This is a genomic window from Rhodococcus sp. MEB032 (genome assembly GCF_030208925.1).
GTDB lineage: Bacteria > Actinomycetota > Actinomycetes > Mycobacteriales > Mycobacteriaceae > Rhodococcus_F > Rhodococcus_F qingshengii.
Window position 1 is genome coordinate 1 of sequence record NZ_JARVSY010000013.1, and the last position, 20041, is coordinate 20041.

General features: G+C 63.1%; 18 protein-coding genes. 4 read left to right on the forward strand and 14 right to left on the reverse strand.

Annotation, left to right across the window (positions count from 1 at the left end; all coding sequences use genetic code 11):
- The first annotated feature begins 229 nt into the window (after positions 1-229).
- Positions 230-670, forward strand: a complete 441-nt coding sequence (locus tag QRN54_RS15570) for a hypothetical protein (protein ID WP_039972735.1) — start codon at positions 230-232, stop codon at positions 668-670.
- Positions 671-677: 7 nt separating this feature from the next.
- Here QRN54_RS15570 and QRN54_RS15575 read toward each other — a convergent pair whose 3' ends face one another.
- The gene (locus QRN54_RS15575; protein ID WP_063314849.1) at positions 678-1337 is read right to left on the reverse strand and encodes a response regulator; all 660 of its coding nucleotides are present in this window, start codon (positions 1335-1337) and stop codon (positions 678-680) included.
- Between the two features lie 176 nt (positions 1338-1513).
- Here QRN54_RS15575 and QRN54_RS15580 point away from each other — a divergent pair, with 176 nt between their 5' ends.
- Positions 1514-1975, forward strand: a complete 462-nt coding sequence (locus tag QRN54_RS15580) for a hypothetical protein (protein ID WP_003944388.1) — start codon at positions 1514-1516, stop codon at positions 1973-1975.
- A gap of 91 nt (positions 1976-2066) precedes the next feature.
- Here the strand turns inward: QRN54_RS15580 and QRN54_RS15585 are convergent, their stop codons facing one another.
- The 9 genes from QRN54_RS15585 to dnaK all read right to left on the reverse strand — a co-directional run bounded on the left by QRN54_RS15585 (position 2067) and on the right by dnaK (position 12395).
- Positions 2067-3242, reverse strand: coding sequence for an NADH:flavin oxidoreductase (locus tag QRN54_RS15585; protein ID WP_054827517.1), 1176 nt, complete (start codon positions 3240-3242; stop codon positions 2067-2069).
- Positions 3243-3374: 132 nt separating this feature from the next.
- Complete coding sequence (locus QRN54_RS15590) at positions 3375-4094, reverse strand: ABC transporter ATP-binding protein (protein ID WP_003944438.1); 720 nt, start codon at positions 4092-4094, stop codon at positions 3375-3377.
- Positions 4094-5944, reverse strand: a complete 1851-nt coding sequence (locus QRN54_RS15595; protein WP_285182432.1) for a branched-chain amino acid ABC transporter ATP-binding protein/permease — start codon at positions 5942-5944, stop codon at positions 4094-4096. Before QRN54_RS15595 ends, QRN54_RS15590 begins: the two co-directional genes overlap by 1 nt.
- A gap of 1 nt (position 5945) precedes the next feature.
- Entirely contained in the window at positions 5946-6803 is an 858-nt protein-coding gene (locus QRN54_RS15600) for a branched-chain amino acid ABC transporter permease (protein WP_007726703.1), read from the reverse strand.
- Positions 6800-8014 carry an ABC transporter substrate-binding protein gene (locus tag QRN54_RS15605; protein WP_285182396.1) on the reverse strand — a complete coding sequence of 405 codons (1215 nt, stop codon included), beginning with the start codon at positions 8012-8014 and terminating at the stop codon, positions 6800-6802. Before QRN54_RS15605 ends, QRN54_RS15600 begins: the two co-directional genes overlap by 4 nt.
- 332 nt (positions 8015-8346) lie before the next feature.
- Entirely contained in the window at positions 8347-8757 is a 411-nt protein-coding gene (locus QRN54_RS15610; protein ID WP_003944355.1) for a heat shock protein transcriptional repressor HspR, read from the reverse strand.
- Positions 8754-9926 (reverse strand): molecular chaperone DnaJ, encoded by a 1173-nt coding sequence (gene dnaJ, locus QRN54_RS15615; RefSeq protein ID WP_003944329.1) that lies wholly within the window; start codon positions 9924-9926, stop codon positions 8754-8756. Before dnaJ ends, QRN54_RS15610 begins: the two co-directional genes overlap by 4 nt.
- Positions 9927-9948: 22 nt before the next feature.
- Entirely contained in the window at positions 9949-10545 is a 597-nt protein-coding gene (grpE, locus tag QRN54_RS15620; RefSeq protein WP_003944430.1) for a nucleotide exchange factor GrpE, read from the reverse strand.
- Complete coding sequence (dnaK, locus tag QRN54_RS15625) at positions 10542-12395, reverse strand: molecular chaperone DnaK (RefSeq protein WP_019749384.1); 1854 nt, start codon at positions 12393-12395, stop codon at positions 10542-10544. Before dnaK ends, grpE begins: the two co-directional genes overlap by 4 nt.
- A gap of 262 nt (positions 12396-12657) precedes the next feature.
- On the opposite strand from dnaK, the gene QRN54_RS15630 reads away from it, so the two are divergent.
- Together QRN54_RS15630 and QRN54_RS15635 are read left to right on the forward strand one after the other, a co-directional pair.
- Complete coding sequence (locus QRN54_RS15630; protein ID WP_039972689.1) at positions 12658-13233, forward strand: hypothetical protein; 576 nt, start codon at positions 12658-12660, stop codon at positions 13231-13233.
- Entirely contained in the window at positions 13230-14234 is a 1005-nt protein-coding gene (locus QRN54_RS15635; protein ID WP_285182397.1) for a TIGR03617 family F420-dependent LLM class oxidoreductase, read from the forward strand. The genes QRN54_RS15630 and QRN54_RS15635 overlap by 4 nt, the downstream gene beginning before the upstream one ends.
- A gap of 19 nt (positions 14235-14253) precedes the next feature.
- Here the strand turns inward: QRN54_RS15635 and QRN54_RS15640 are convergent, their stop codons facing one another.
- From QRN54_RS15640 to QRN54_RS15655, 4 genes are all read right to left on the reverse strand, one after another.
- Positions 14254-14898 carry an FMN-dependent NADH-azoreductase gene (locus tag QRN54_RS15640; protein WP_054827513.1) on the reverse strand — a complete coding sequence of 215 codons (645 nt, stop codon included), beginning with the start codon at positions 14896-14898 and terminating at the stop codon, positions 14254-14256.
- 23 nt (positions 14899-14921) lie between these two features.
- Positions 14922-16505: an MFS transporter gene (locus QRN54_RS15645; RefSeq protein ID WP_285182398.1), complete on the reverse strand. Its 1584-nt coding sequence runs from the start codon at positions 16503-16505 to the stop codon at positions 14922-14924.
- 104 nt (positions 16506-16609) lie between these two features.
- On the reverse strand, positions 16610-18094 hold the full coding sequence (locus QRN54_RS15650) for a dynamin family protein (RefSeq protein WP_285182399.1): 1485 nt from the start codon (positions 18092-18094) through the stop codon (positions 16610-16612).
- The gene (locus QRN54_RS15655) at positions 18091-19959 is read right to left on the reverse strand and encodes a dynamin family protein (protein ID WP_007726689.1); all 1869 of its coding nucleotides are present in this window, start codon (positions 19957-19959) and stop codon (positions 18091-18093) included. Before QRN54_RS15655 ends, QRN54_RS15650 begins: the two co-directional genes overlap by 4 nt.
- Positions 19960-20041: the final 82 nt, after the last annotated feature.

Consider the following 20041-nt stretch of genomic DNA (forward strand, 5'->3'; position numbering starts at 1 on the left):
ACCCCATGACACTGGGTGGGCGGAGCCTCCACCCCATGACACTGGGTGGGCGGAGCCTCCACCCCATGACACTGGGTGGGCGGAGAGCGCTGTGTCCACCGATCGGGGGACAGCGATGTCGTCCAGCACTCGGACCCGTAGGTGGACAGACCCGAAGGGATTTCGGGGCCATAGTTGTCTCATCACAGAAACACACGGTCACCGAGACCGACAAATCGAGGAGAACATGATGAGCACCAACACAATTCGACCTGAAGCACTTTCCTTCTCCGGCCTCAGCATGGCAGCTCTGGTTGCCCGCTCCGCCGGTGCGAACACGGTGAAGTCGATGACCGACACATCCGTCACGACGGCGATGATCAGCAATTCGGGTCGCGGGGCCCTGTATCTGGTCCACGCGTCCAATCCGAACGGCGACTGGGTCGTCCCGCCGGCGGACTACATCCTCCCCAACATGAACGTGAACGTTGTGGCCACGAGCAAGAACCAGAACGACTTCCCCATCGTGCTCACGTACCGCTCCGACGACGGTGGGGTGTTTGTCTTCAGTGCTACCAACTCGAAGACCAGGGCGGATGCCGGAGGTACGTACGCCCCCGACAGCCACGACGTCACGGTGACGATGACCTCGGGTTACCCGGCCATGAACGTCACGTACGTGCTTCGGTGACGCTTGCTCACTCCAACAATCCCTGCCGCATTGCAGCGGCGACGGCGGCGCCTCGATCGTTGACTCCGAGTTTCTCGTAGAGGCGCTGCACGTGAGTTTTGACGGTGGAGGGCGCAAGAAAGAGTTGTGAGGCGATGACCGGGATGCTGGCGCCCTGCGCGATCAATCCGAGAACCTCACGTTCGCGGGCGCTGAGCGTCGGACCGGACGGTTCACTACGACGCCGAACCTCTCCTACCAATCCGGCGGCGATACTGGGCGGCAACACATCTCGTCCCGCAGCACAGTCGAGCACGGCACTCACGATCTCGGCGCGAGTGGATTCCTTCGGCAGGAATCCGGCAGCACCGGCTTGCAGGGCCTGGTACACGACAGACGATTCGTCGTGAGCGCTGAGCAGAAGCACACGCGTCGGAAGCTCGTCTCGAACGACTGCGGCGGCGACCTGAGTTCCATCCAGGTGCGGCATCCGGAAGTCGAGCAGCGCGACCTGCGGGCGTAGTTCGCGGATCATTGCGAGCGCTGCTGCGCCGTCGTCGGCCTCGCCCAGGACGTCGATGCCGTCACTGCCGGTCAGAGCCCGAACCACGCCCTCACGGAACAGTGGGTGATCGTCGCCGACCACCACGGAAACCTTGCCGGCCAGCGGCTTCGTGCCTTCGCGCATTGCTCACTTTCTCACGCCCGTACCAGCAATGCGAGCACTTACGCCTCCCCCGATCGGGGGACAAGAGATTCAACCCCGCCACGGCCCCGTCGGCGGACATACTGCAGCACTCATTCGCGACAAGATTGATTCATCGCCGAGAACGGCAACCACACACCATCCCAGGAGCAGACATCATGCGTACCAACACCACTCGCTTCGTAGCAGTCACCGCAATCGCCCTCGCTGTCGGCGGAACCGCACTGGGAACCGCAGCGATCGCCAACGCCGGCACCATGCCCACCGACGGCCCGACGGTTGCCATGACCATCACCAACAACACCGACAACCCGATGCTGCTGGACAGCGCGTCCAACCCCTACGGACAGTGGATCAACGGCCCCCGCTCCTACCTGGCCCCGCACACCACCGAGATCGTCACCGCCTACAGCAGCGATCCCCGCGGTATCGGTGTCGACGTCACCTACAACGTCGCCGACGGCGTCCAGACGGTCATGGCTGCCAACAACTACGCCGGCAACCCCACCCTCGACGGGACTCGCATCATCGGCGACCCGACGCACGTCATCCTCACCGACTACATGGCCACCGGCTACCCCACGATGAACGCCTCCTACGACGTCTTCACGCAGAACTGAACCAAGCGTTGATGCAACCACGAACTTGATCCGCTACGGCCCACGACCCGGTATCCGCATGGATGTCGGGACGTGGTGTGCGCTGACCAGCTCAGACGCGTTCGACCAACACGCAGCGGGCGCCACTGAAGATCGTGGGCATGCACTTGTTGCAGTGGATGCACAGTGATTGGGTATCGGATTCGGCCGCGATCCGATTGATCAGATCCGGTTCTCTGAGCAGCGCCCGTGCCATGGCGACGAACTCGAACCCTTCCGCCATTGCGGTATCCATGCCCGCTTTGTCCGTGACACCCCCGAGCAGCACGAGCGGCAACTTCACCGCAGCACGAATCTGCCGAGCCTCTTCCAGCATGAACAACGGCTTGTACGGATAGGTATGCAACATGCTCTTCCCCACCAACTGCACACCGAGTCGAACAGGTTGCGGCATCGCCGCGGCGAACTCGCGGATCGGCGCATCGCCCTTGAACAGGTACATCGGGTTGAGCAGTGAACTGCCCATCGTCAACTCGAGCGCGTCGACGCTTCCGGATGCTTCGAGCCACTGCGCCACCTGGATTGCTTCGTCCACCCAGAATCCGCCTGGCACACCGTCGTCCATGTTCAGCTTGGCCAAGATCGCGACCTTGTCACCGACGGCATCGCGCACACTGCGTGCAGTTTCGAGTACGACGCGAGCCCGGTTCTCCAGCGATCCGCCGTAGGAGTCCTTACGACGGTTGAGTTTCGGGCTCAGGAACGAGCTCGCGAAATAGTTGTGACCGAAGTGGATCTCGACGGCGTCGAATCCTGCCTCGACGGCAAGTCGCGCAGCGCTCCCGTGCGCGGCCGCAATTCTGGTGATGTCCGCTGTCGTGGCAGTGCGAATCATCCTCATGCTCAACGGATTGAACGAACTCGACGGTGCCAGCGCGGGCAGTCCGGTCGACTTCTGATTCGCCACGGGACCGGCATGGCCGAGCTGCGCCGACGCAGCAGCACCTTCGGCGTGAATGGCATCGGTGAGCCGCCGAAGCCCGGGGAGGGCATCGGGCCGCATCCAGAGCTGGCCGTATTCGGTGCGCCCTTCCGGTGCGACGGCGCAATACGCGACGGTGGACATCCCGACTCCGCCGGCGGCTGGGCGACGATGGAACTCGATCAGCTCGTCGGTGACCAGGGCGTCGGGAGTTTTGCCTTCGAATGTCGCGGACTTGATGATTCGATTTCGAAGGGTCACCGGGCCGAGCTTCGCCGGGGCGAGCACGTCGGGAGCAGTGGTCATCGAGTTTGCCTCTCGCGGGAGTTGTTTGCAGGACGGTAGATCGATGGCCCCGAGCCGGCTAGGGCCCGTGCCACGGAGCGGGAAACGGCTTCAGCCCGGCCGAGGTGGCCGGGCTGAAGCCGTCATTGCAGTTCAGACGCGTCCGAAATACGCATCCTTGAGCACTGCCAGGTCGTCGATGTCCTTGGCATCGGCGTCGAGAACCACCTTGCCGATGTCGAGGACCGTGACATGATCGGCGACGCTCATCGCGGCCTCGACTGCCTGCTCGACCAGTAGAACAGCCAGGCCGGTTTCCTTGAGTTGTTGGACGCGGTCCATCACCTCACCGACGATCACGGGAGCGAGACCGCCCGAAGGTTCGTCGAGAAGGAGCAACCTAGGCTGCGCCATCAGCGCTGCGCCGATCGCGAGCATCTGCTGCTGACCGCCCGACATGGAACCGGCGGGAAGCGAACGCTTCTCCCCCAGGATCGGAAACATCTCGTACATCGATTCGACGGATTCCATAAGCTCGCCGCGCTTTGCCTTGCGGGTGTACCCGCCCAGCAGGAGGTTCTGCTCGACGGTCTGCTTGTGGAAGACCCGCTTGCCCTCCTGCACGTACGCCATCCCCTGTCGTACCCGTTTGTGCGCGGGGACTCCGGTGATGTCGGCGCCGTCCATCTCGACGGTTCCGGAGGCCACCTTGTTGAGGCCGGACAGGGCACGGAGCGTGCTCGTCTTGCCTGCGCCGTTGCGTCCGAGCAGGGCGGTCACCTGACCGGGATAGACGTCGAACGAGACATCCCAGACGACGCGCAGATCGCCGTACCCGGTCTGCAAGTTTCGGACCTTCAGAATCGGTTCCATCACTTCACCTCACTGGTCTGATGGTCTACCGCGCCGATTTCTTCGAGAAGTGCTTCTTCGTCACCGGACTTGACTCCGAGGTACTCGCTCAAGACGCGTGGGTGATGTTCGATGGTTGCCCCATCGCCGGTGGCGATCACCTGCCCTTGCGCCAGCACGACTATCTCGTCGGCCAGCGAGAGGACGAGGCGGAAGTTGTGCTCCACCAACACCACTGTCGCCCCGGCATCTCGCAGTACCCGGATCAGATCTGCCAGGCGTTCGAGTTCGTCCTCGTCGAGGCCCGAGGCCACCTCGTCGAAGAGGACGACCCTCGGTTCGGCGATGACGGCGCGAGCAACCTCGAGCATGCGACGCATCCCCAGGGGCAGCGACGTCGCGATCTCGTTGCGCAAGTGCGACATCCCCACGAGTTCGAGGACACGCTCGGCCTCGACGATGTCGGCCTTCGCGATCCTGCGGAAGCTGGGCAGGCGAAGCACAGCCGACGCCATCGACGCTCGGTGCACCGAATAACGTCCGGATGCAACAGCTTCCAGAACCGTGATGTTTTCCGGAATCGTCGGAGTTTGGAAGGTGCGCGCCACACCCACGCGCGCCACCTTGTGCGGCGACGACTGCGAGACCACCGTGTCACCGATCGTGATCACGCCCGCATCTGCGGTGTAGAAGCCGCAGATCATGTTGAGCATGGTCGTCTTACCCGAACCGTTGGGCCCGATCAACGCGGTGACCTTACCGGCCTCTGCGGTCAGGGTTGCCGCATTGAGCGCCTGGTTGCCACCGAACGCTTTGGACACTCCGTCGACCACCAACCGTGCTCCGTTGATCGGCGCCAGTTCCGGTGTCCCACCGCTGTTTTCCTTTGCGGTGACTACGCCCAGGCCGGCCTTGCGATCGAGTTTCGAGACGATCGCTCGCCCGACCTTGGTCAAACCCCCGGAGAGAAGCACACCGCCGATGATCAGGAAGCCGCCGTAGAAGATCAGCGAATACTCCTGGAACGCCGTCGACTGGTTGGGACCGAGCTGCATGATCGCGGCACCGACCACGGCGCCGTACACACTTGCCGCACCGCCGAGGATCGACGCCGCCAGAACTGCTGTGGCAAAGGTGAACCCGAAGGCTTCCGGCGAGATGAACAGGTCGGTGTTGGCGAACAGCGCACCCGCCAGACCGGCGGGGAACGCACCGATGGCATAACCGAGCAGCTTCATCCGGAACACCGATACACCCTGCGACGACGCCAGAACCGGCGACTGCTTGAGCGTGCGGAACGCGATGCCGTGCCGCGAGACCACCAGGTTACGCATCACCGCGAACCAGAGCACGGTCACGACGACGACCACCATGTAGTACTGCTGGGTGTCTAGTTCGGAACCGAAGAACGTCGGCGGCTCCATACCGGTGAGGCCGTTTCGGCCGCCGGTCTTGCCACCGAAGATCGCCAGTACGTCCGGTACCAGCAGAACCAGGAAGAACGACGTCATCGCCAGGGACCAGTTGCCCAGGCGCAGACCGGGAACACCGGTCAGGATTCCGACCGCCAGTGCCACTGCTCCGGAGGCAGCAAGCTGAAGCAGAATGTCGGTGTGACCTGCCTGGGACATCAGACCCGCGGTGTAGGCACCGGCCGCGTACATCGCTGCCTGGCCGAGTGCCAGTTCACCGGCAAAGCCGAGGCTCAAGTTCAGGCCACTGACCACAAGTGCCAGGATGCAGGCCAATTGAATCTGACGTGATGTCGACAGGTCGAGTCCCATCACGGGCAGCAGCAGGATCACCACGGCCAGGACGAGTGGGATGATCCAGCTCGGTAGGGAACGGAAAGTCCGCCACGCACTTACCATCTCACACCACCCGTTCTCGGACATTGCCGAACAGTCCAGCCGGTTTGACCATCAAGATGACGATCAGCACCGTGAAGACGGCGATATTGCTGTACTGACTTCCCGCCCACAGGGCGGTGAACGATTCCACCAGGCCGACGGTCAGACCGCCGATCAAAGCGCCAGGCAGAGAGCCGAACCCGCCGATCGCCAACGCCACGAATCCCTTGAGGGCCAACGCTGCACCCAACGTCGCAACTGCAAACGTCTTGGGGCCGACGAAGAGTCCGAGGACACCGGCCAAGGCACCCGAGAAGGCAAACGCTCCCAGTGCCAACCGTCGTACGTTGACTCCTCGCAGCATCGCCGCTTCACGATCCTCGGAGATGCCGATCAGAGCCAGACCCGTCATCGTTTTCTTCGAGACGTAACTCAACCCGACGACCAGTGCGATCGCCGCAACCAGCAGAGCGATCTCGACCGGGTAGGTACGGCCGCCGAGCAGGGTGATCGGTTCGTTCGATCCGAAGAACGGAACCGTGAGAGGTTCACTACCCCAGATCAATTGAGTGGCGCCGTTGAGCAGAGTTGCGACACCCAACGTCGTGACCAACTGGTTCTGGTGATCGGCCACCGGTCTGATCGCGACGATCTCCTCGACCGAGGCGAGGAGCATCACGGTCACGGTAGCCATGACGGCCACCACGAGAACGGGGAGTTTCAGGGTCACCAGACCCGTGTAGGCGACAAAGGTGCCCACCATCATCAGCTGAGCTTGAGCGAAGTTGAATGTGTTGGAGGAAACGAAAACGATGTTGTACCCGATGGCAACCAGCACGTAGACCGCGCCGAGCGCCAACCCGGACCACAGAATGGTCATGACGCAGCCGGGTTTCCGAACTGACCGTTGAGGATCTTCGTCGGACTGATGAACTTCAGCTCGCTGGTGTCCGGGTTCGGGCCGTGGTTGTCGGAGCTGAAGTTGTAGCGCGAGAGGAATGCGGTCTTGGCATTCTCCTGGACCTCAGTGGTTTCCAGTGCTTCGGCGAGCTTCTTCGGATCGGTCGAACTGCCGACCTTCTCCGCTGCCGCCGCGACGAGGGGGAAAGCGTCGTAGTTGTCCGCGAGGATCAGCGTCGACGGGATGGAGCCCAGCGAAGCCATCGTGTCCACCATCGTGTTGACGAGTGCGTTGTTCGGATCGAATACCGTGCTGCTGAACACCTGCGTCACCAGGTTCTTCACCTGCGGGGTGCCGAGCACACCGGCCGGCGGATCATTCGCGATCAGGTTGGTGGCAGACACCGAGGTGTTTCCGACCAGCGGCACGTCCCAGCCGAGTCGCTCGAGGCTTTGCAACACGTATCCGAGAGGAGCGCCGTACGCATCCAAGGCGATTGCCGCGGCACCCGAATTCTTGAGCGACTGCAACTGCGCCGTCATGTCCAAAGCGGCGGCGTCGTACTCCTCGTTACCGGCGGCCTTCAGACCTGCGGATTGCAAAGCACTGGTCATTTCTTCGCCGAACAGCTCACCGTAAGCGGTGCTGCCGTACAAGACTCCGACGCTGCTGTAACCCTTGGACTTCGCGTACTCGGAAATTCCGCGAGCGGTATCGGTCGCACCCGGAGCCAGATCGAAGTTGAGCGGGAACTTCGAGGGGTCCGTCGAATCGGGCGAGGGAGCCATGCTCATCGAGAGAATGTTGTTCTGCTTGAGGATCGGCAGAACCGCAGCCGCGATCGACGACGGACCCGAGTTCAGGTAGAGGTCAGGCTTGTTCCCCGAATTGATGGCTTCGCGCAGCTTGGTGACGGCGATGGTTGCGTCACCCGCGTCGTCCACCGTAGTGAGCTCGATCTGACGGCCACCGATCCCCCCGGCTTCGTTCTGGACCTGAACGCCCGCCTTGGTGGCGAGCAGCGAGGTCTGCGAATTAGCCGCGAGGACTCCCTGTGCACTGATCCCGCCGGTCAGCAGCACACGGTAGGGCGAGTCCGCACCTCCGTCGGACTCCGAAGAACCACTGCACCCTGCAAGAGCCAGAGCCGTCACGGCAACTGCCGCAACAAGAATGGGCCGACGATTCATGTCTGCACTCCTAGAACACATGTATGCACCGAACGTCAGGCGAATACCTGACGAAAGAATGATCGGCCGGTGGACGTGCCTGATTTCGAGCACCAGCCAACCAAGCACCCGCTTGATGATCTAGCAAGCAGTTGCTTGGGATGGAGCATAGAATGTGATCTGGATAACGTCAAACGCTGAAAAGTGGAGTCATGGAAGCGGACGCTATGCACATTGAGGCGGCGTCGACAGATCTCTTCCCGCTGGGTGGAAACGCCGAAACGGCTCCACGCCCTGGCGGATTCGACGAAAGGAATCCGACAGGGCGTGGAGCCGTTTGTGTAAAGGTCCGACTATCGCTGGTTGCGGGGCTTCCAGACCACCAACGCGTTGTTGCGCGGAATCGGCACGAGATCCCGGCGATAGCCCGCATGGACTTTCGCGATCTCCTCGGCCAATTCGCGGACGCGATGCTGCAGAGCCTCGACCTGGTTGGTCAGTTCGATGATTCGTTTGATTCCGGCAAGGTTGACTCCCTCGTCCTGCGAAAGCCGTTGTACTTCACGAAGAAGCGCAACATCGCGCGGGGAGTAGCGTCGTCCGCCACCGGTGGTTCGATGCGGGGTGACCAACCCGAGTCGGTCGTAGTTACGCAAAGTCTGCGCGTGCATTCCGGCCAACTCGGCTGCCACCGAGATCACGAAGATCTGAGCGTCAGGATCGACCGTCGCATCCCATTGATTCTGCGGTCGCTCTGTCATCATGCACCGGCCCACCCGGCCCGTGGATCGAACCCGCTCGCCTTCTCGGCTTCGAGATAGGTTTTCAGCGCTTCGATCGCCGGGTCGTCCAACTTCTGCGGAACGGATACCTTGACCGTGACCAGAAGGTCACCGGCACCGTCCGGCCGCTTGGGGATACCGCGTCCGCGAACTCGCAGAATGCGTCCGTCCACCGTTCCAGCCGGAACCTTCACTCCGACACGGCCTTCCAAAGTCGGCACGGACAGTGTCGTTCCCAGCACCAGCTCGCCGTAGCTCACCGGAACCGTCAGTGTCAGGTCGTCGCCGTTGCGTCCGAAGACACTGTCCGGCTTGACGCGGATGTTGACGAACAGGTCGCCGGCCGGAGCGCCGCGGAGTCCCGCTTCGCCCTTGCCCTTGAGTCTGATCTTCTGACCGTCGCTCACACCGGCAGGCACGCGAACCGTGATGGTCCGTGTGCGATTGGTGACGCCGCTACCGTGGCAGTCTTCACACGGCGAGTCGATGATCGAGCCGGTTCCCCGGCAATCGTCACACGGCTCACTGAATCCGAAGGCGCCCTGGTTCCGGCTGACCACGCCGGTTCCGTTGCAATGTGGGCACACTCGCGGGCTGGTGCCTGGCTTTGCGCCGCTGCCGTGACACGTGGTGCACGACGTAGGGCTGGTCAGACGAAGAGGGACGGTGACACCGAGCGCTGCTTCACGGAAGGCGAGCGTCGTCTCGGTCTCGAGATCCTTGCCTCGACGCGGGCGGTTGGGCGCAGCTGTTCGCTGGCCCGCTCCCCCGCGGTTGAACAATCCGCCGAAGATGTCTCCGAGACCCGAGTCCTGCCCACCGGCCCCGCCGCCGAACAGGTCGTTGATGTCGAAACCACCAGCGCCGGGGTTGAATCCGCCGCCGCCCTGCGCGCGGGGGCCGAAGCCGCCGCTGGCAAAGAGGCGCCGAGCCTCGTCGTACTCCTTGCGCTTGTCCGGATCAGACAGAACGGCATGAGCTTCACTGACGGACTTGAAACGCTCTTCGGCCTTCGCATCGTCAGGGTTGGCGTCGGGATGAAGATCCCGAGCCAGCTTGCGATACGCCTTCTTGATTTCGTCGGCCGTCGCGGTGGACGAGACGCCCAGCTCCTTGTAGAAGTCCTTCTCGATCCACTCCCGTTGACTCACTGGGCGTCTCCTCCTCTCACTCTTACTTCGCTTCTTGTTCTGAACCGTCTGCAGGCTTGTCGCCTACCCGGTCCGTCACGGCCACCATTGCGGTCCGAAGGACCCGGTCGCCGAGCTTGTATCCCTTGCGCATGACCGTCCCGAGTACCGGGTCGTGGCCTTCGCCTTCATGCTGCACCGCTTCGTGGAGTGCGGGATCGAAATCGTCACCCTCGCTGCCGAAGTCGGTCAAACCCAGACCCGTCAGGGTCGTGTTGAGTTTGTCTGCGAGTGCACGCAGTGGACCCGATTCGAGGTCACCGTGTGCCCGAGCGCGATCCAGGTCGTCGAGAATTCCGATGAGCTCGGTGATGACCGAAGCCCGCGCGGTTTCCTTGATGACCTGCTTGTCACGCTCGACGCGACGACGGTAGTTGGTGAACTCCGCCTGAAGTCGCTGCAGATCCGCAGTCCGTTCGGCGAGCTGATCGGTGGCGGATGCTTCCTCCACGATCGACTCTGCTTCCTGAACTACCCCTGTGTCTTCCGAGTCGAGCGGCGGCAGGGATTCCCCCGCCGCCTCTCCCTGTGCACCGGTCTCGGGGTCGACCGGGTTGTTCTCGGGGTTGTCCGAGGTCACTTCTTGTCCGAGTCGGTGGGCTCGTCGACAACCTCGGCGTCGACGACGTCGTCGTCATTGCCTGCGCCGTCGGTGTTTCCGGCCTCGTTTGCAGCGGAAGCCTCGTAGATGGCCTGGCCCAGAGCCTGCGACTCGGTGCCCAGCTTCTCCACTGCGGTCTTCACTGCAGCGATGTCGGTGCCTGCCAGGGCGTCGTTGACGTCCTTGACCGCTGCCTCGACCTTGGTCAGGATCTCCTCAGAGACCTTGCCCGCGTTCTCACCTTCACGCTGCTCCTTGACGAACTTCTCCGTCTGGTGGACCAGCGACTCGGCCTGGTTGCGAACCTCTGCCTCTTCGCGACGGGCCTTGTCTTCCTCGGCGTGAGCCTCGGCGTCCTTGACCATGCGCTCGATCTCTTCCTTGGACAGACCGGAGCCGTCCTGGATCTTGATCGTGTTCTCCTTGCCGGTGCCCTTGTCCTTCGCCGTCACGTGCACGATGCCGTTGGCGTCGATGTCGAAGGTGACCTCGATCTGCGGAACGCCACGCGGGGCGGGCGGCAGATCGGTGAGCTCGAAGGAGCCGAGCAGCTTGTTGTGCGAAGCGATTTCGCGCTCACCCTGGAAGACCTGGATCTGCACCGAAGGCTGGTTGTCGTCAGCGGTGGTGAAGGTCTCGGAACGCTTCGTGGGGATCGTGGTGTTGCGCTCGATGAGCTTGGTCATCACGCCACCCTTGGTTTCGATGCCGAGGGAAAGCGGCGTGACGTCGAGGAGCAGAACATCCTTGACCTCACCCTTGAGCACACCGGCCTGGAGTGCGGCGCCGACGGCGACGACCTCGTCCGGGTTGACGCCCTTGTTGGGCTCACGGCCACCGGTCAGTTCACGAACCAGATCGGAGACGGCCGGCATACGGGTGGAGCCACCGACGAGCACGACATGGTCGATGTCCTTGACGGCGATTCCGCTGTCCTTGATCACTGCCTGGAACGGCGCACGGGTGCGATCGAGCAGGTCGGAGGTGATCTTCTGGAACTCGCTGCGGGAGAGCTGCTCGTCCAGGAAGAGCGGGTTCTTGTCCGCGTCGACCGTGATGTACGGGAGGTTGATGGAGGTGCTCTGCGAGCTGGAGAGCTCGATCTTCGCCTTCTCCGCAGCCTCACGCAGACGCTGCAGGGCCATCTTGTCCTTGGTCAGATCGATGCCGTTCTGAGCCTTGAACTTGTCGACCAGCCAAGCGACGACGCGCTCGTCCCAGTCGTCGCCACCGAGGTGGTTGTCACCGGAGGTTGCGCGAACCTCGACGACACCGTCGCCGATTTCGAGCAGGGAGACGTCGAAGGTGCCGCCACCGAGGTCGAAGACCAGAATGGTCTGCTCGGTGTCACCCTTGTCGAGTCCGTATGCCAGTGCAGCCGCGGTGGGCTCGTTGACGATACGAAGGACGTTGAGGCCGGCGATCTGGCCGGCTTCCTTGGTTGCCTGACGCTGTGCGTCCTCGAAGTACGCGGGGACGGTGATGACGGCGTCGGTGATGTCTTCGCCGAGGTAAGCCTCCGCGTCACGCTTGAGCTTCATGAGCGTGCGGGCGCTGATTTCCTGCGGCGTGTACTTCTTGCCGTCGATTTCCACGTTCCAGTCAGTGCCGATGTGGCGCTTGACGGAGCGGAGGGTGCGGTCGACGTTCGTGACTGCCTGGTTCTTCGCGGGCTGACCGACGAGAACCTCGCCGTTCTTGGCAAATGCGACCACCGAGGGGGTGGTACGTGAGCCTTCGGCGTTGGCGACCACTACGGGCTCGCCGCCCTCCAGCACTGCAACTACCGAGTTGGTCGTACCGAGATCGATACCGACTGCACGAGCCATAGTGTTCCTACCTTTCGTTCTGCGGTTCTCTGCCCGAGTGGTTGATCTCGAACATGACCGCGAGTTTTTCGCTTGGTGAGCGTCCTCCGCTCAAGTTTGCCTCCGACCGTGGCCGGGAGTCAACTTGAAGTTGAGCCGAGGGCGCTCAAGCTTGTCGAAATGGTCAACTACAGCCCACGTAGATTTGTTCCCGCCTTCCCCGAAAAGCCGGAAAAGTGCGCCACATCACTTCCGTATCTCTCCGAATGGCTACGATCGGCCGGTGACCGATCCCGACAATTCTCCCGCGCGACCTCCTCGCCCGTCACCTCCACGCCCGGCACCCGAGCGACCCGACGTCTCGGTTCGGCCGCTCCGACCTGCAGCGAGCGACGAGACACCCAAAGCCGTGACATTGTCCACCTCTGCCTGGATCGGCTCGTTCGTCGTCCTGGCCGGAATCGCCGGAGTGGTAGTCACCAGCCTCGACGACGTCCGGTCGGCTCTCGAAGAATCGACTGCGCGCGACAATCCCGGATACTCGTCCACCGACATCTCCGATGCCGTGACCGTCGTACTCGCCGGCAGCGGCGGCGGCGCTCTCGTCCTGGTCCTGCTCGCACTCATGAGCCTTCAACTCCTCCGCGCACGCAAGAACGCCGGGCGGGTGATGACGGCGATCGTGGGAGTCGTGAGCATCGCGGCCGGACTCGGCTTCATGTCTCTGGTCGACGGCGCAGCAGACATCGGCGCCGGAGTTCTGAGATGGGGTCCGATTCTCTACTGCGCCCTGGTCGCGGTGGCGGCGATCGCTCCGTTCGCTCCCGGTGTCAGCACCTGGCTGCGGGGACGCCGATGAAGGTTCACGTACAACTGGACTCCGCGCCGGGCGCGGGCGCTGCTCGTAGCCGTGAACTCGCGGAGACCGGCGCCGGTGGCCTGTTCACGTTCGAGGGACCACACGACGTGTTCTTCCCGCTCGTCGAAGCAGCATCGGCCGTCGACCTCGACCTGATGACCAACGTCGCCATCGCATTCCCCCGCAGTCCCATGCATCTGGCGCATTCGGCCAACGACCTGCAGTTGCTCAGTCGCGGCCACTTTCGACTGGGTCTCGGATCGCAGATCAAACCGCACATCGAAAAACGCTACAGCGCAACATGGTCGCGTCCGGCGGCCCGCATGAAGGAGACGGTCGCAGCGGTCAAGGCGATCTTCACTGCGTGGGAGAACACCTCGACGCTGAACTTCCGCGGCGAGTTCTTCACCCACACGTTGATGCCTCCGACGTTCGATCCCGGCCCCAACCCCTATGGGCCGCCGCCCATCCTGATGGGTGCGCTCGGACCGGTGATGACCAGGACGGCTGCCGAGGTGGCCGACGGACTACTGGTCATGCCGTTCCACACGCAACGTCATTTCCTCGAACGAACACTTCCGGCCGTCGATGCCGGTCTTCGCGAATCCGGCCGCACCCGAGACGAATTCACGATCATCCCGCAGGTCATCGTCGGCGTCGGCCGCGGCGAGGATCAACCTGCCGCGGCCGCCAGAGGCGTCCGAGCCCTGCTCTCGTTCTACGGTTCGACGCCCGCATACCGTCCGGTGCTCGACGTCGAAGGGTGGGGCGAGGTCCAACCGGAACTCAATGCCCTGTCGAAGCGAGGTGGCTACACCGAGATGGCGTCGCTGATCACCGATCCGATGCTGACCACACTCGCCGTCGTCGGCACTCCCGAAGAGTGCGCCACCGAGATTCGGCGGCGGTTCGGCGAACATGCCGACGAAGTGTGCTGCTATTTCCCCGGTTACGACGTAGAACCGTCAGACGTGGCGTCGATGATCTCGTCTCTCACCTGAACCCGGTCGAACTTCTTGATCAGGCTCCCAAGGTACGGGCCAGCTCGGTCAACGACTCACGGGCAGCACGCAGGCTCGCGTCACCCTGCTCGACCAGAGGTGCCATCGCCGGAATACGTTGCGCCAAAGTCAGTTCCGCGGTGATGACGGAGACATCCATTCCCATCGACACCCCGAGCACCTGAACGAGTGGCGGGACGGTGTGATCGTTGGCCTCGTTTCCCGAGCCCGGCGCATAGGTGTTTCCGCGGCTGGAGACGATCACCACCGGCTTACCTGCCAGAGGCTGAGTACGCGTGTCGAAAGGGACCGTAGTCCCCAGGACGTGTACGTAGTCGATCCACGCCTTCAACGTGGACGGGATCGACCAGTTGTACATCGGCGCACCGATCACGACGACGTCTGCAGCGGTAAGTTGCTCGATGACCCGAGCCTGGAGTGCTTCCGCGGCGGGATCCGGAATCTCGCCCTCGACTCGCAAGCGTGGTGCATAGTGCAGGGCCGCGTCCGCGAGGTGCGGCAAGGGATCCCGGTGCAGGTCCAACGTCACCGTCGTGTGATCCGGACTGTTCTTCGACCACTGCTGAGCGAACAGTGCGGTCAGATCACGTGAGGTCGAGTGGTGGAGTTCGGCGGACGAATCGATGAGAAGTAGCTGTGGCATCCCTCATCACTACCAGAGCGCGCTCAACTCTTCTCCGCGGCTAGATCGGATTCCGCCGCGTACTGCGCCAGCAGGACTCGTTCGCGCTCGCGACGCGGATAGAAGAACGTCACCACCGCGGCACCGGCACACACGATGATGATCGCCGCGATGTAGGCGTTTGTATCCCCGTCCAGGAAGGCGTTTTTGGCGGCGGTCATGATTTGGTCCGCGTATTGCGGGTAGCGTTCCGCGAGAACTTCGGCGCTGGAGAAGGATTTGGTGAGCGCGGCCTGAGTTTCGGGAGTCACTTCGGATGCGTTCGGCGAGGACGAGATCGCATTTCCCAACGATTTTGCGTACCCGGCCGTGAGTATTCCGCCGAGAATCGACTGCATGATGGCGCCGCCCAGGTCGCGTTGCAGGTCCGAGGTTCCCGACGCCATACCAGCGCGGTGCACGGGAACGGATCCGGTCAGCGAACGCGATGCCGGTGTGCCGGCCAGACCGACGCCGATGCCGACAAGCGCATAGGCCAGCGCGACCTGCCAATACTGTGTGCTTTCGTTCCACAGGAACAGCGCGACGAACAACCCGAGAACCACGAACAGGTAGCCGACGAGCAGCGTGACGCGGGCGCCGTACCTTTCGATCATGGTCGCCGAGCGCGGCGCAACGATCACCATCGCCAGCGCAGCCGGAATGATCGCCGCACCGGCTGCCAGCGTCGAGTACCCGAGGACGTTCTGCAGGAACTGCTGGCCGATGAACATCGCGCCCATGAGCGAACCGAACACGACCAACCCACCCACCGCCGCGACCCAGAAGGTCGGGCGCGCAGCTACGTGAAGATCGAACAGCGGATTGGCCGCGCGTCGCTGTTGCAGGAAGAACCCGATACCCGCGACAACTGCTATCGCCCCGAGCACCAGAGCCAGTGTGCCCGAACCATTCACCGGCGCAAAGTTGATGGACAACACCAGCGCCCCGATGAAGACGATCGACACTATGCCGCCGAGGTGATCGACTCGCTCGGTCGTCTCGTTGACGTGAGCGGGAACCAACACCAGGGAACAGATCAGTGCCACAAGGGCCAAGGGAAGGGTGACGAAGAAGACCGAACCCCAGTGAAACTGCTCGAGCAGCGCCCCCGAGACGATCGGACCGAGTGCTGAAATCGCGCCACCGATTGCCGACCACATGGCAATCGCCTTGGTTCGTGCCGGTCCGGCCCACAACGCCGTGATGATTGCCAGCGTGGTCGGGAACGCCAGACCTGCCGAGACGCCTCCGACTATCCGAGCGAGGAACAGCACTTCGAAGTTCCCGGCGAATCCCGCCACGATCGACGCCGGAATGGACAGCGCCATGCCGGTGACCAGCAACATCTTGCGGCCGTATCGGTCTCCCAAGGCCCCCAGGTAGAGCACCGTTCCGGCCAGGCCCAGCGAGTAGCCGACCGCGATCAGGTTCAGTTGCGTCTGACTGGCGTCGAAAGCCCGCCCGATATCGGGCAAAGCGACATTCGCGACCGAGAGATTGAGGTTCGCGACCGCAGCGACCAGGATGAGCGTCCCCAGGACGAGGGTGGCTCGATCCGGTGAAGCGGACTTGATGTCACTCGCCATGCGCGTGCTCCCATCGAGGTGGGACCCGAACCTGGGAGTTATGTCCGGATCATCCCGAACTCAAGATAGAACCCTCGTCCGGCGCTCGCATAGTGAACGGGTCCCTATTCGGGCACAATTTCAGCCAGGACGCCCTCGGCGCTGCGGGCGGCGACCAGGCAGGCGCGCGAGGTGAACCTGTCGAAGAGCGGATGTCTGGACAACTCGCGCCATCTGCGGACAGCCGCCGTGGCCCGCGCACGCTGCACCTCCGGCGATTCTTCCGGTTCGCAGCCCAACCGGTCACTTGCCCGGATTCCGTAGCCGCCGATCAGTCTTTGCAGTTGTGCCAGGTCGTCGGGTGGCAGATCCGTGTGTACCGAACGAAGACGCCCGAGCAGGCGAAGTTCGTGAAAGCCGTGAACATCGGCAAGCAACCGTTGCGCCTCCGCCGCGATCTGATCGCCTTCCTCGCTCGGATCGGCTTCGAGGATTCTTCGCAGCGTCACCAACGCCGTGTGCGATTTGAGCTGATCTGCCCGCTGCCCGAATTGAACGTCGATCACCTGACGCAGTTCGTCCAGGCCGCTGCGCTCCAACAATTCGGCCGCCAGGGACGGTGAATCGGTCGCCCCCAACTTGATCGACGTCACGGCCAGGCGAATTCCGAAGAGCCCGAACCGATCGGCCAATTGCGCCCGCATCGCCGCATCGACCGGCAGCGGACTGTCCTGCCTGGCAAAGCGATCCGCGGAGAGCAGTGCAAGGCTCAGATCCTCGGCCGGAACCTGCGCGAGCGCCGAGAAGGCCGCGAACTCGCTCTGCCTCATCGTCCGAGCAGCGAGCGCGAGTAGACCTGCCACCGGAACCACCGACTGGCACAGGCCGGTTCGCTCCAACTCCTCGGCGAATCGCGCCGCGACGTCCTTCGCCGAAGACAACGCGTCGAGCCTGCCTGCGCCGACCTCATCGGCACGCGAGAGAACTCCGATCACTCCGAGTGGCCCGGATTCTCCGCCCACGTGATCCGCGATCTTCCCGAGGAACTGCATGTCACTGGCGTTGAGAGCCCGCAAGAGGTAGACCACTGCATCCGCGCCCGGTGCCTCACCGTCGGGAACGAGCATGTCCCAGGTGCGGGCCGAGACCTCGGTCGAGAGCGACGAGGTGCCCGGTGTGTCGATGATCGTCGTACGAGCCAATGCCGAAGACGGCCAGTCGACGTCGATGCGGTCCACCGAGTCTGCGGTGTACTCGCCCAGATCGAACGTGAGCCTGCCGTCGCGGCGCGTCACCGGCACGTTGAACTCGGCACCGTTCTCGGCCGTCGCGGTCACCTGCGGCGTCGTCCCGTTCCGATACCAGGTGACGACGCGTGTGCATTCCGTCGCGTCGGTAGGCGCTATATCCTGTCCGACAAGCGAATTGAGCAGCGTCGACTTACCCGCTTTGAGGGAGCCGGCGAGCGCCACCCGGAGTGGCTCGTCGAGCCTGGCCGCACATTCTTCCAACTGGGCGCGCGTCTGCGGCTGATCGGCGTAGGCACGTCTGGCGTGGTCGATCAGGGCGTGTGCCGACTCCACTGCGGTCACGGTGGTCGTGGCATTCATGCGTTGGTCACCTTTGCCGAGGCAGGAGCGGGAGTTTCGCCGATCAGCGTTCCGGCAACGGCGTCGAGCTCCGCGACGACGCGCATGTCGGTCTCCAGACGCTTGATCCGAGCGGCATGTTCACTCGATTCCAACTGCGCGGCTTCCTGAGTGGCGCGGAGGGATTCGTTGATCGAGCGCAACGCCTGCTCGGCGATGTCGGTGAAGTGATCACGCAACAGTCGCTGCACCAGGCGTAGGCGGTCCTTCGACTCCTTGCCCACCTGGAAGCTGACGTCGTCGGCAAACCGTCGGATAGCCGCTTTCGCCTCAGCGCGACGCTTGAGCACCTGAGCCTGCTTGTCTTCACGATAAGCCTTGGTGCCCAGCAGAACCCCGGCGCCGATGGAGATCGGGTTGACCAGAGCCATGCCCATCATCGTGGTGATCAAGCCGAACATGAGCACGCCGCCGTACGAGCCGCGCATGCCGACCAGGACTTTCTGAGTGATGCCGATTCGGCCGGATTCGAGGTCCGCCAATGCACCGACCGGTTCCAGGAAACCGTCGGTGTCGGCGACGTCGAGATGCGGGAGCGCGACGTCACCGGTCTCCGCAAAGTGCTGCGCCACAACTTCTGCCAGCCACTGTGCGCGATCATGCGCCCACACGAAGTTGTCACCGATCGCGGTGGCGATCTCCTGTTCGAGCCACTCCCCCACGACGTCCCAGTCCTTACCGGGATCGCCTTCGTCGACCGTCTCCTCGGCCTGGCGGGTCACCCGGCGCAACCGGTCCCGGAGGTCGTGATCGATGTCGGCGGCGAGGTCTGCGATGCCGTCACCGAGGCTCTGCTGCCACAGTGAGGTCTTCTTGTGCAGTTCCTCGGCCGCTGCCCGGGCACGCTGCAGTCCCGCGACCGCTGCCTGAGCGGTCGACGGATCCTTCAGCGCCGCAAGCTCACTGCCCATCTCCAACGTCAGATGCGCTGCCGCAGAACGCACATCCATCGCAACTGCGCGTCGAGTATTCGATTCGGCACGCGCAACGACGTTGTCCCGCAAGAACTGATAGAGGTCCAAAAATCCGGATTCCGCTTCGAGTTCCTTGTCCCCCAGCCTCAGCGCGTGCGAGCGCAGTACCGAGGAGATCGGAATGAGCGGCAGATCCAACCCGGCACGCTGGAGATGTCCGCGATCGGCGTCGAGGATCTGCCGCCAGTGCGGGTACAGATCGGTCTTGCTGATCAGCCCGGCTACCGCAGGACACAGATTGACGACCTGGCGGATGAATCCCAGCTCCGGTTCGGTGAACTCCTGGCTGGAGTCCGACAGAACCAACACTGCATCGGCCGCAGTGATCAATCCCAATGTTCCTGCAGCATGAGGATTTCCATGACCGCCGACACCAGGGGTGTCGATCAGAACCAAACCGTCGGCCAACAGCGGACTGGGAACACCCACTTCCACACGCAGAACCTCACGCCCTTCGGCGCGAGGCGTGGCCGGGGTGATCCCCATCAGTTCCTCGAGCGGGAGGGGCACCCGAATGGGCGCCGCACCCGGATCGGCGAGAATCAGTTCGGCGACCGCGGTCTCCGCGTACTGAACTACCGTCGCCACGGCCGTGGTCTCGTCGTCACCGACCGAGCACACGTCGATGCCTAGCAGAGAATTGACGAACTGGCTCTTGCCCTGCTTGAGGGGTCCGACCACCACGATGCGAATACGCGGGTCGTTGACTCTCACCTGAGCGTTCTCGAGTCGGCGCACCAGATCCGTGCGCCCGAAATCCTTCGCCACGACGGCTGTTCGTTCGAGCAACGACGCCGTCGACGACGCGACGCGCGCCTTCCGGCTGCTTACCTGACTCGCTGAATCACTCATGAGCTACGTTGACCCGCAATTCTTCCCGACTCGAATATCCGGCCCTGCGAACGCATAGCGCGCGCAGGGCCGGATTTGTTAC

Excerpts from the sequence above, each read along its gene's own strand:
- QRN54_RS15570 (WP_039972735.1), top strand. The coding sequence starts at position 230 with ATGAGCACCAACACAATTCGACCTGAAGCACTTTCCTTCTCCGGCCTC.
- QRN54_RS15575 (WP_063314849.1), bottom strand. The coding sequence starts at position 1,337 with ATGCGCGAAGGCACGAAGCCGCTGGCCGGCAAGGTTTCCGTGGTGGTC.
- QRN54_RS15580 (WP_003944388.1), top strand. The coding sequence starts at position 1,514 with ATGCGTACCAACACCACTCGCTTCGTAGCAGTCACCGCAATCGCCCTC.
- QRN54_RS15585 (WP_054827517.1), bottom strand. The coding sequence starts at position 3,242 with ATGACCACTGCTCCCGACGTGCTCGCCCCGGCGAAGCTCGGCCCGGTG.
- QRN54_RS15590 (WP_003944438.1), bottom strand. The coding sequence starts at position 4,094 with ATGGAACCGATTCTGAAGGTCCGAAACTTGCAGACCGGGTACGGCGAT.
- QRN54_RS15595 (WP_285182432.1), bottom strand. The coding sequence starts at position 5,944 with ATGGTAAGTGCGTGGCGGACTTTCCGTTCCCTACCGAGCTGGATCATC.
- QRN54_RS15600 (WP_007726703.1), bottom strand. The coding sequence starts at position 6,803 with ATGACCATTCTGTGGTCCGGGTTGGCGCTCGGCGCGGTCTACGTGCTG.
- QRN54_RS15605 (WP_285182396.1), bottom strand. The coding sequence starts at position 8,014 with ATGAATCGTCGGCCCATTCTTGTTGCGGCAGTTGCCGTGACGGCTCTG.
- QRN54_RS15610 (WP_003944355.1), bottom strand. The coding sequence starts at position 8,757 with ATGATGACAGAGCGACCGCAGAATCAATGGGATGCGACGGTCGATCCT.
- dnaK (WP_019749384.1), bottom strand. The coding sequence starts at position 12,395 with ATGGCTCGTGCAGTCGGTATCGATCTCGGTACGACCAACTCGGTAGTT.
- QRN54_RS15635 (WP_285182397.1), top strand. The coding sequence starts at position 13,230 with ATGAAGGTTCACGTACAACTGGACTCCGCGCCGGGCGCGGGCGCTGCT.
- QRN54_RS15640 (WP_054827513.1), bottom strand. The coding sequence starts at position 14,898 with ATGCCACAGCTACTTCTCATCGATTCGTCCGCCGAACTCCACCACTCG.
- QRN54_RS15645 (WP_285182398.1), bottom strand. The coding sequence starts at position 16,505 with ATGGCGAGTGACATCAAGTCCGCTTCACCGGATCGAGCCACCCTCGTC.
- QRN54_RS15650 (WP_285182399.1), bottom strand. The coding sequence starts at position 18,094 with ATGAATGCCACGACCACCGTGACCGCAGTGGAGTCGGCACACGCCCTG.
- QRN54_RS15655 (WP_007726689.1), bottom strand. The coding sequence starts at position 19,959 with ATGAGTGATTCAGCGAGTCAGGTAAGCAGCCGGAAGGCGCGCGTCGCG.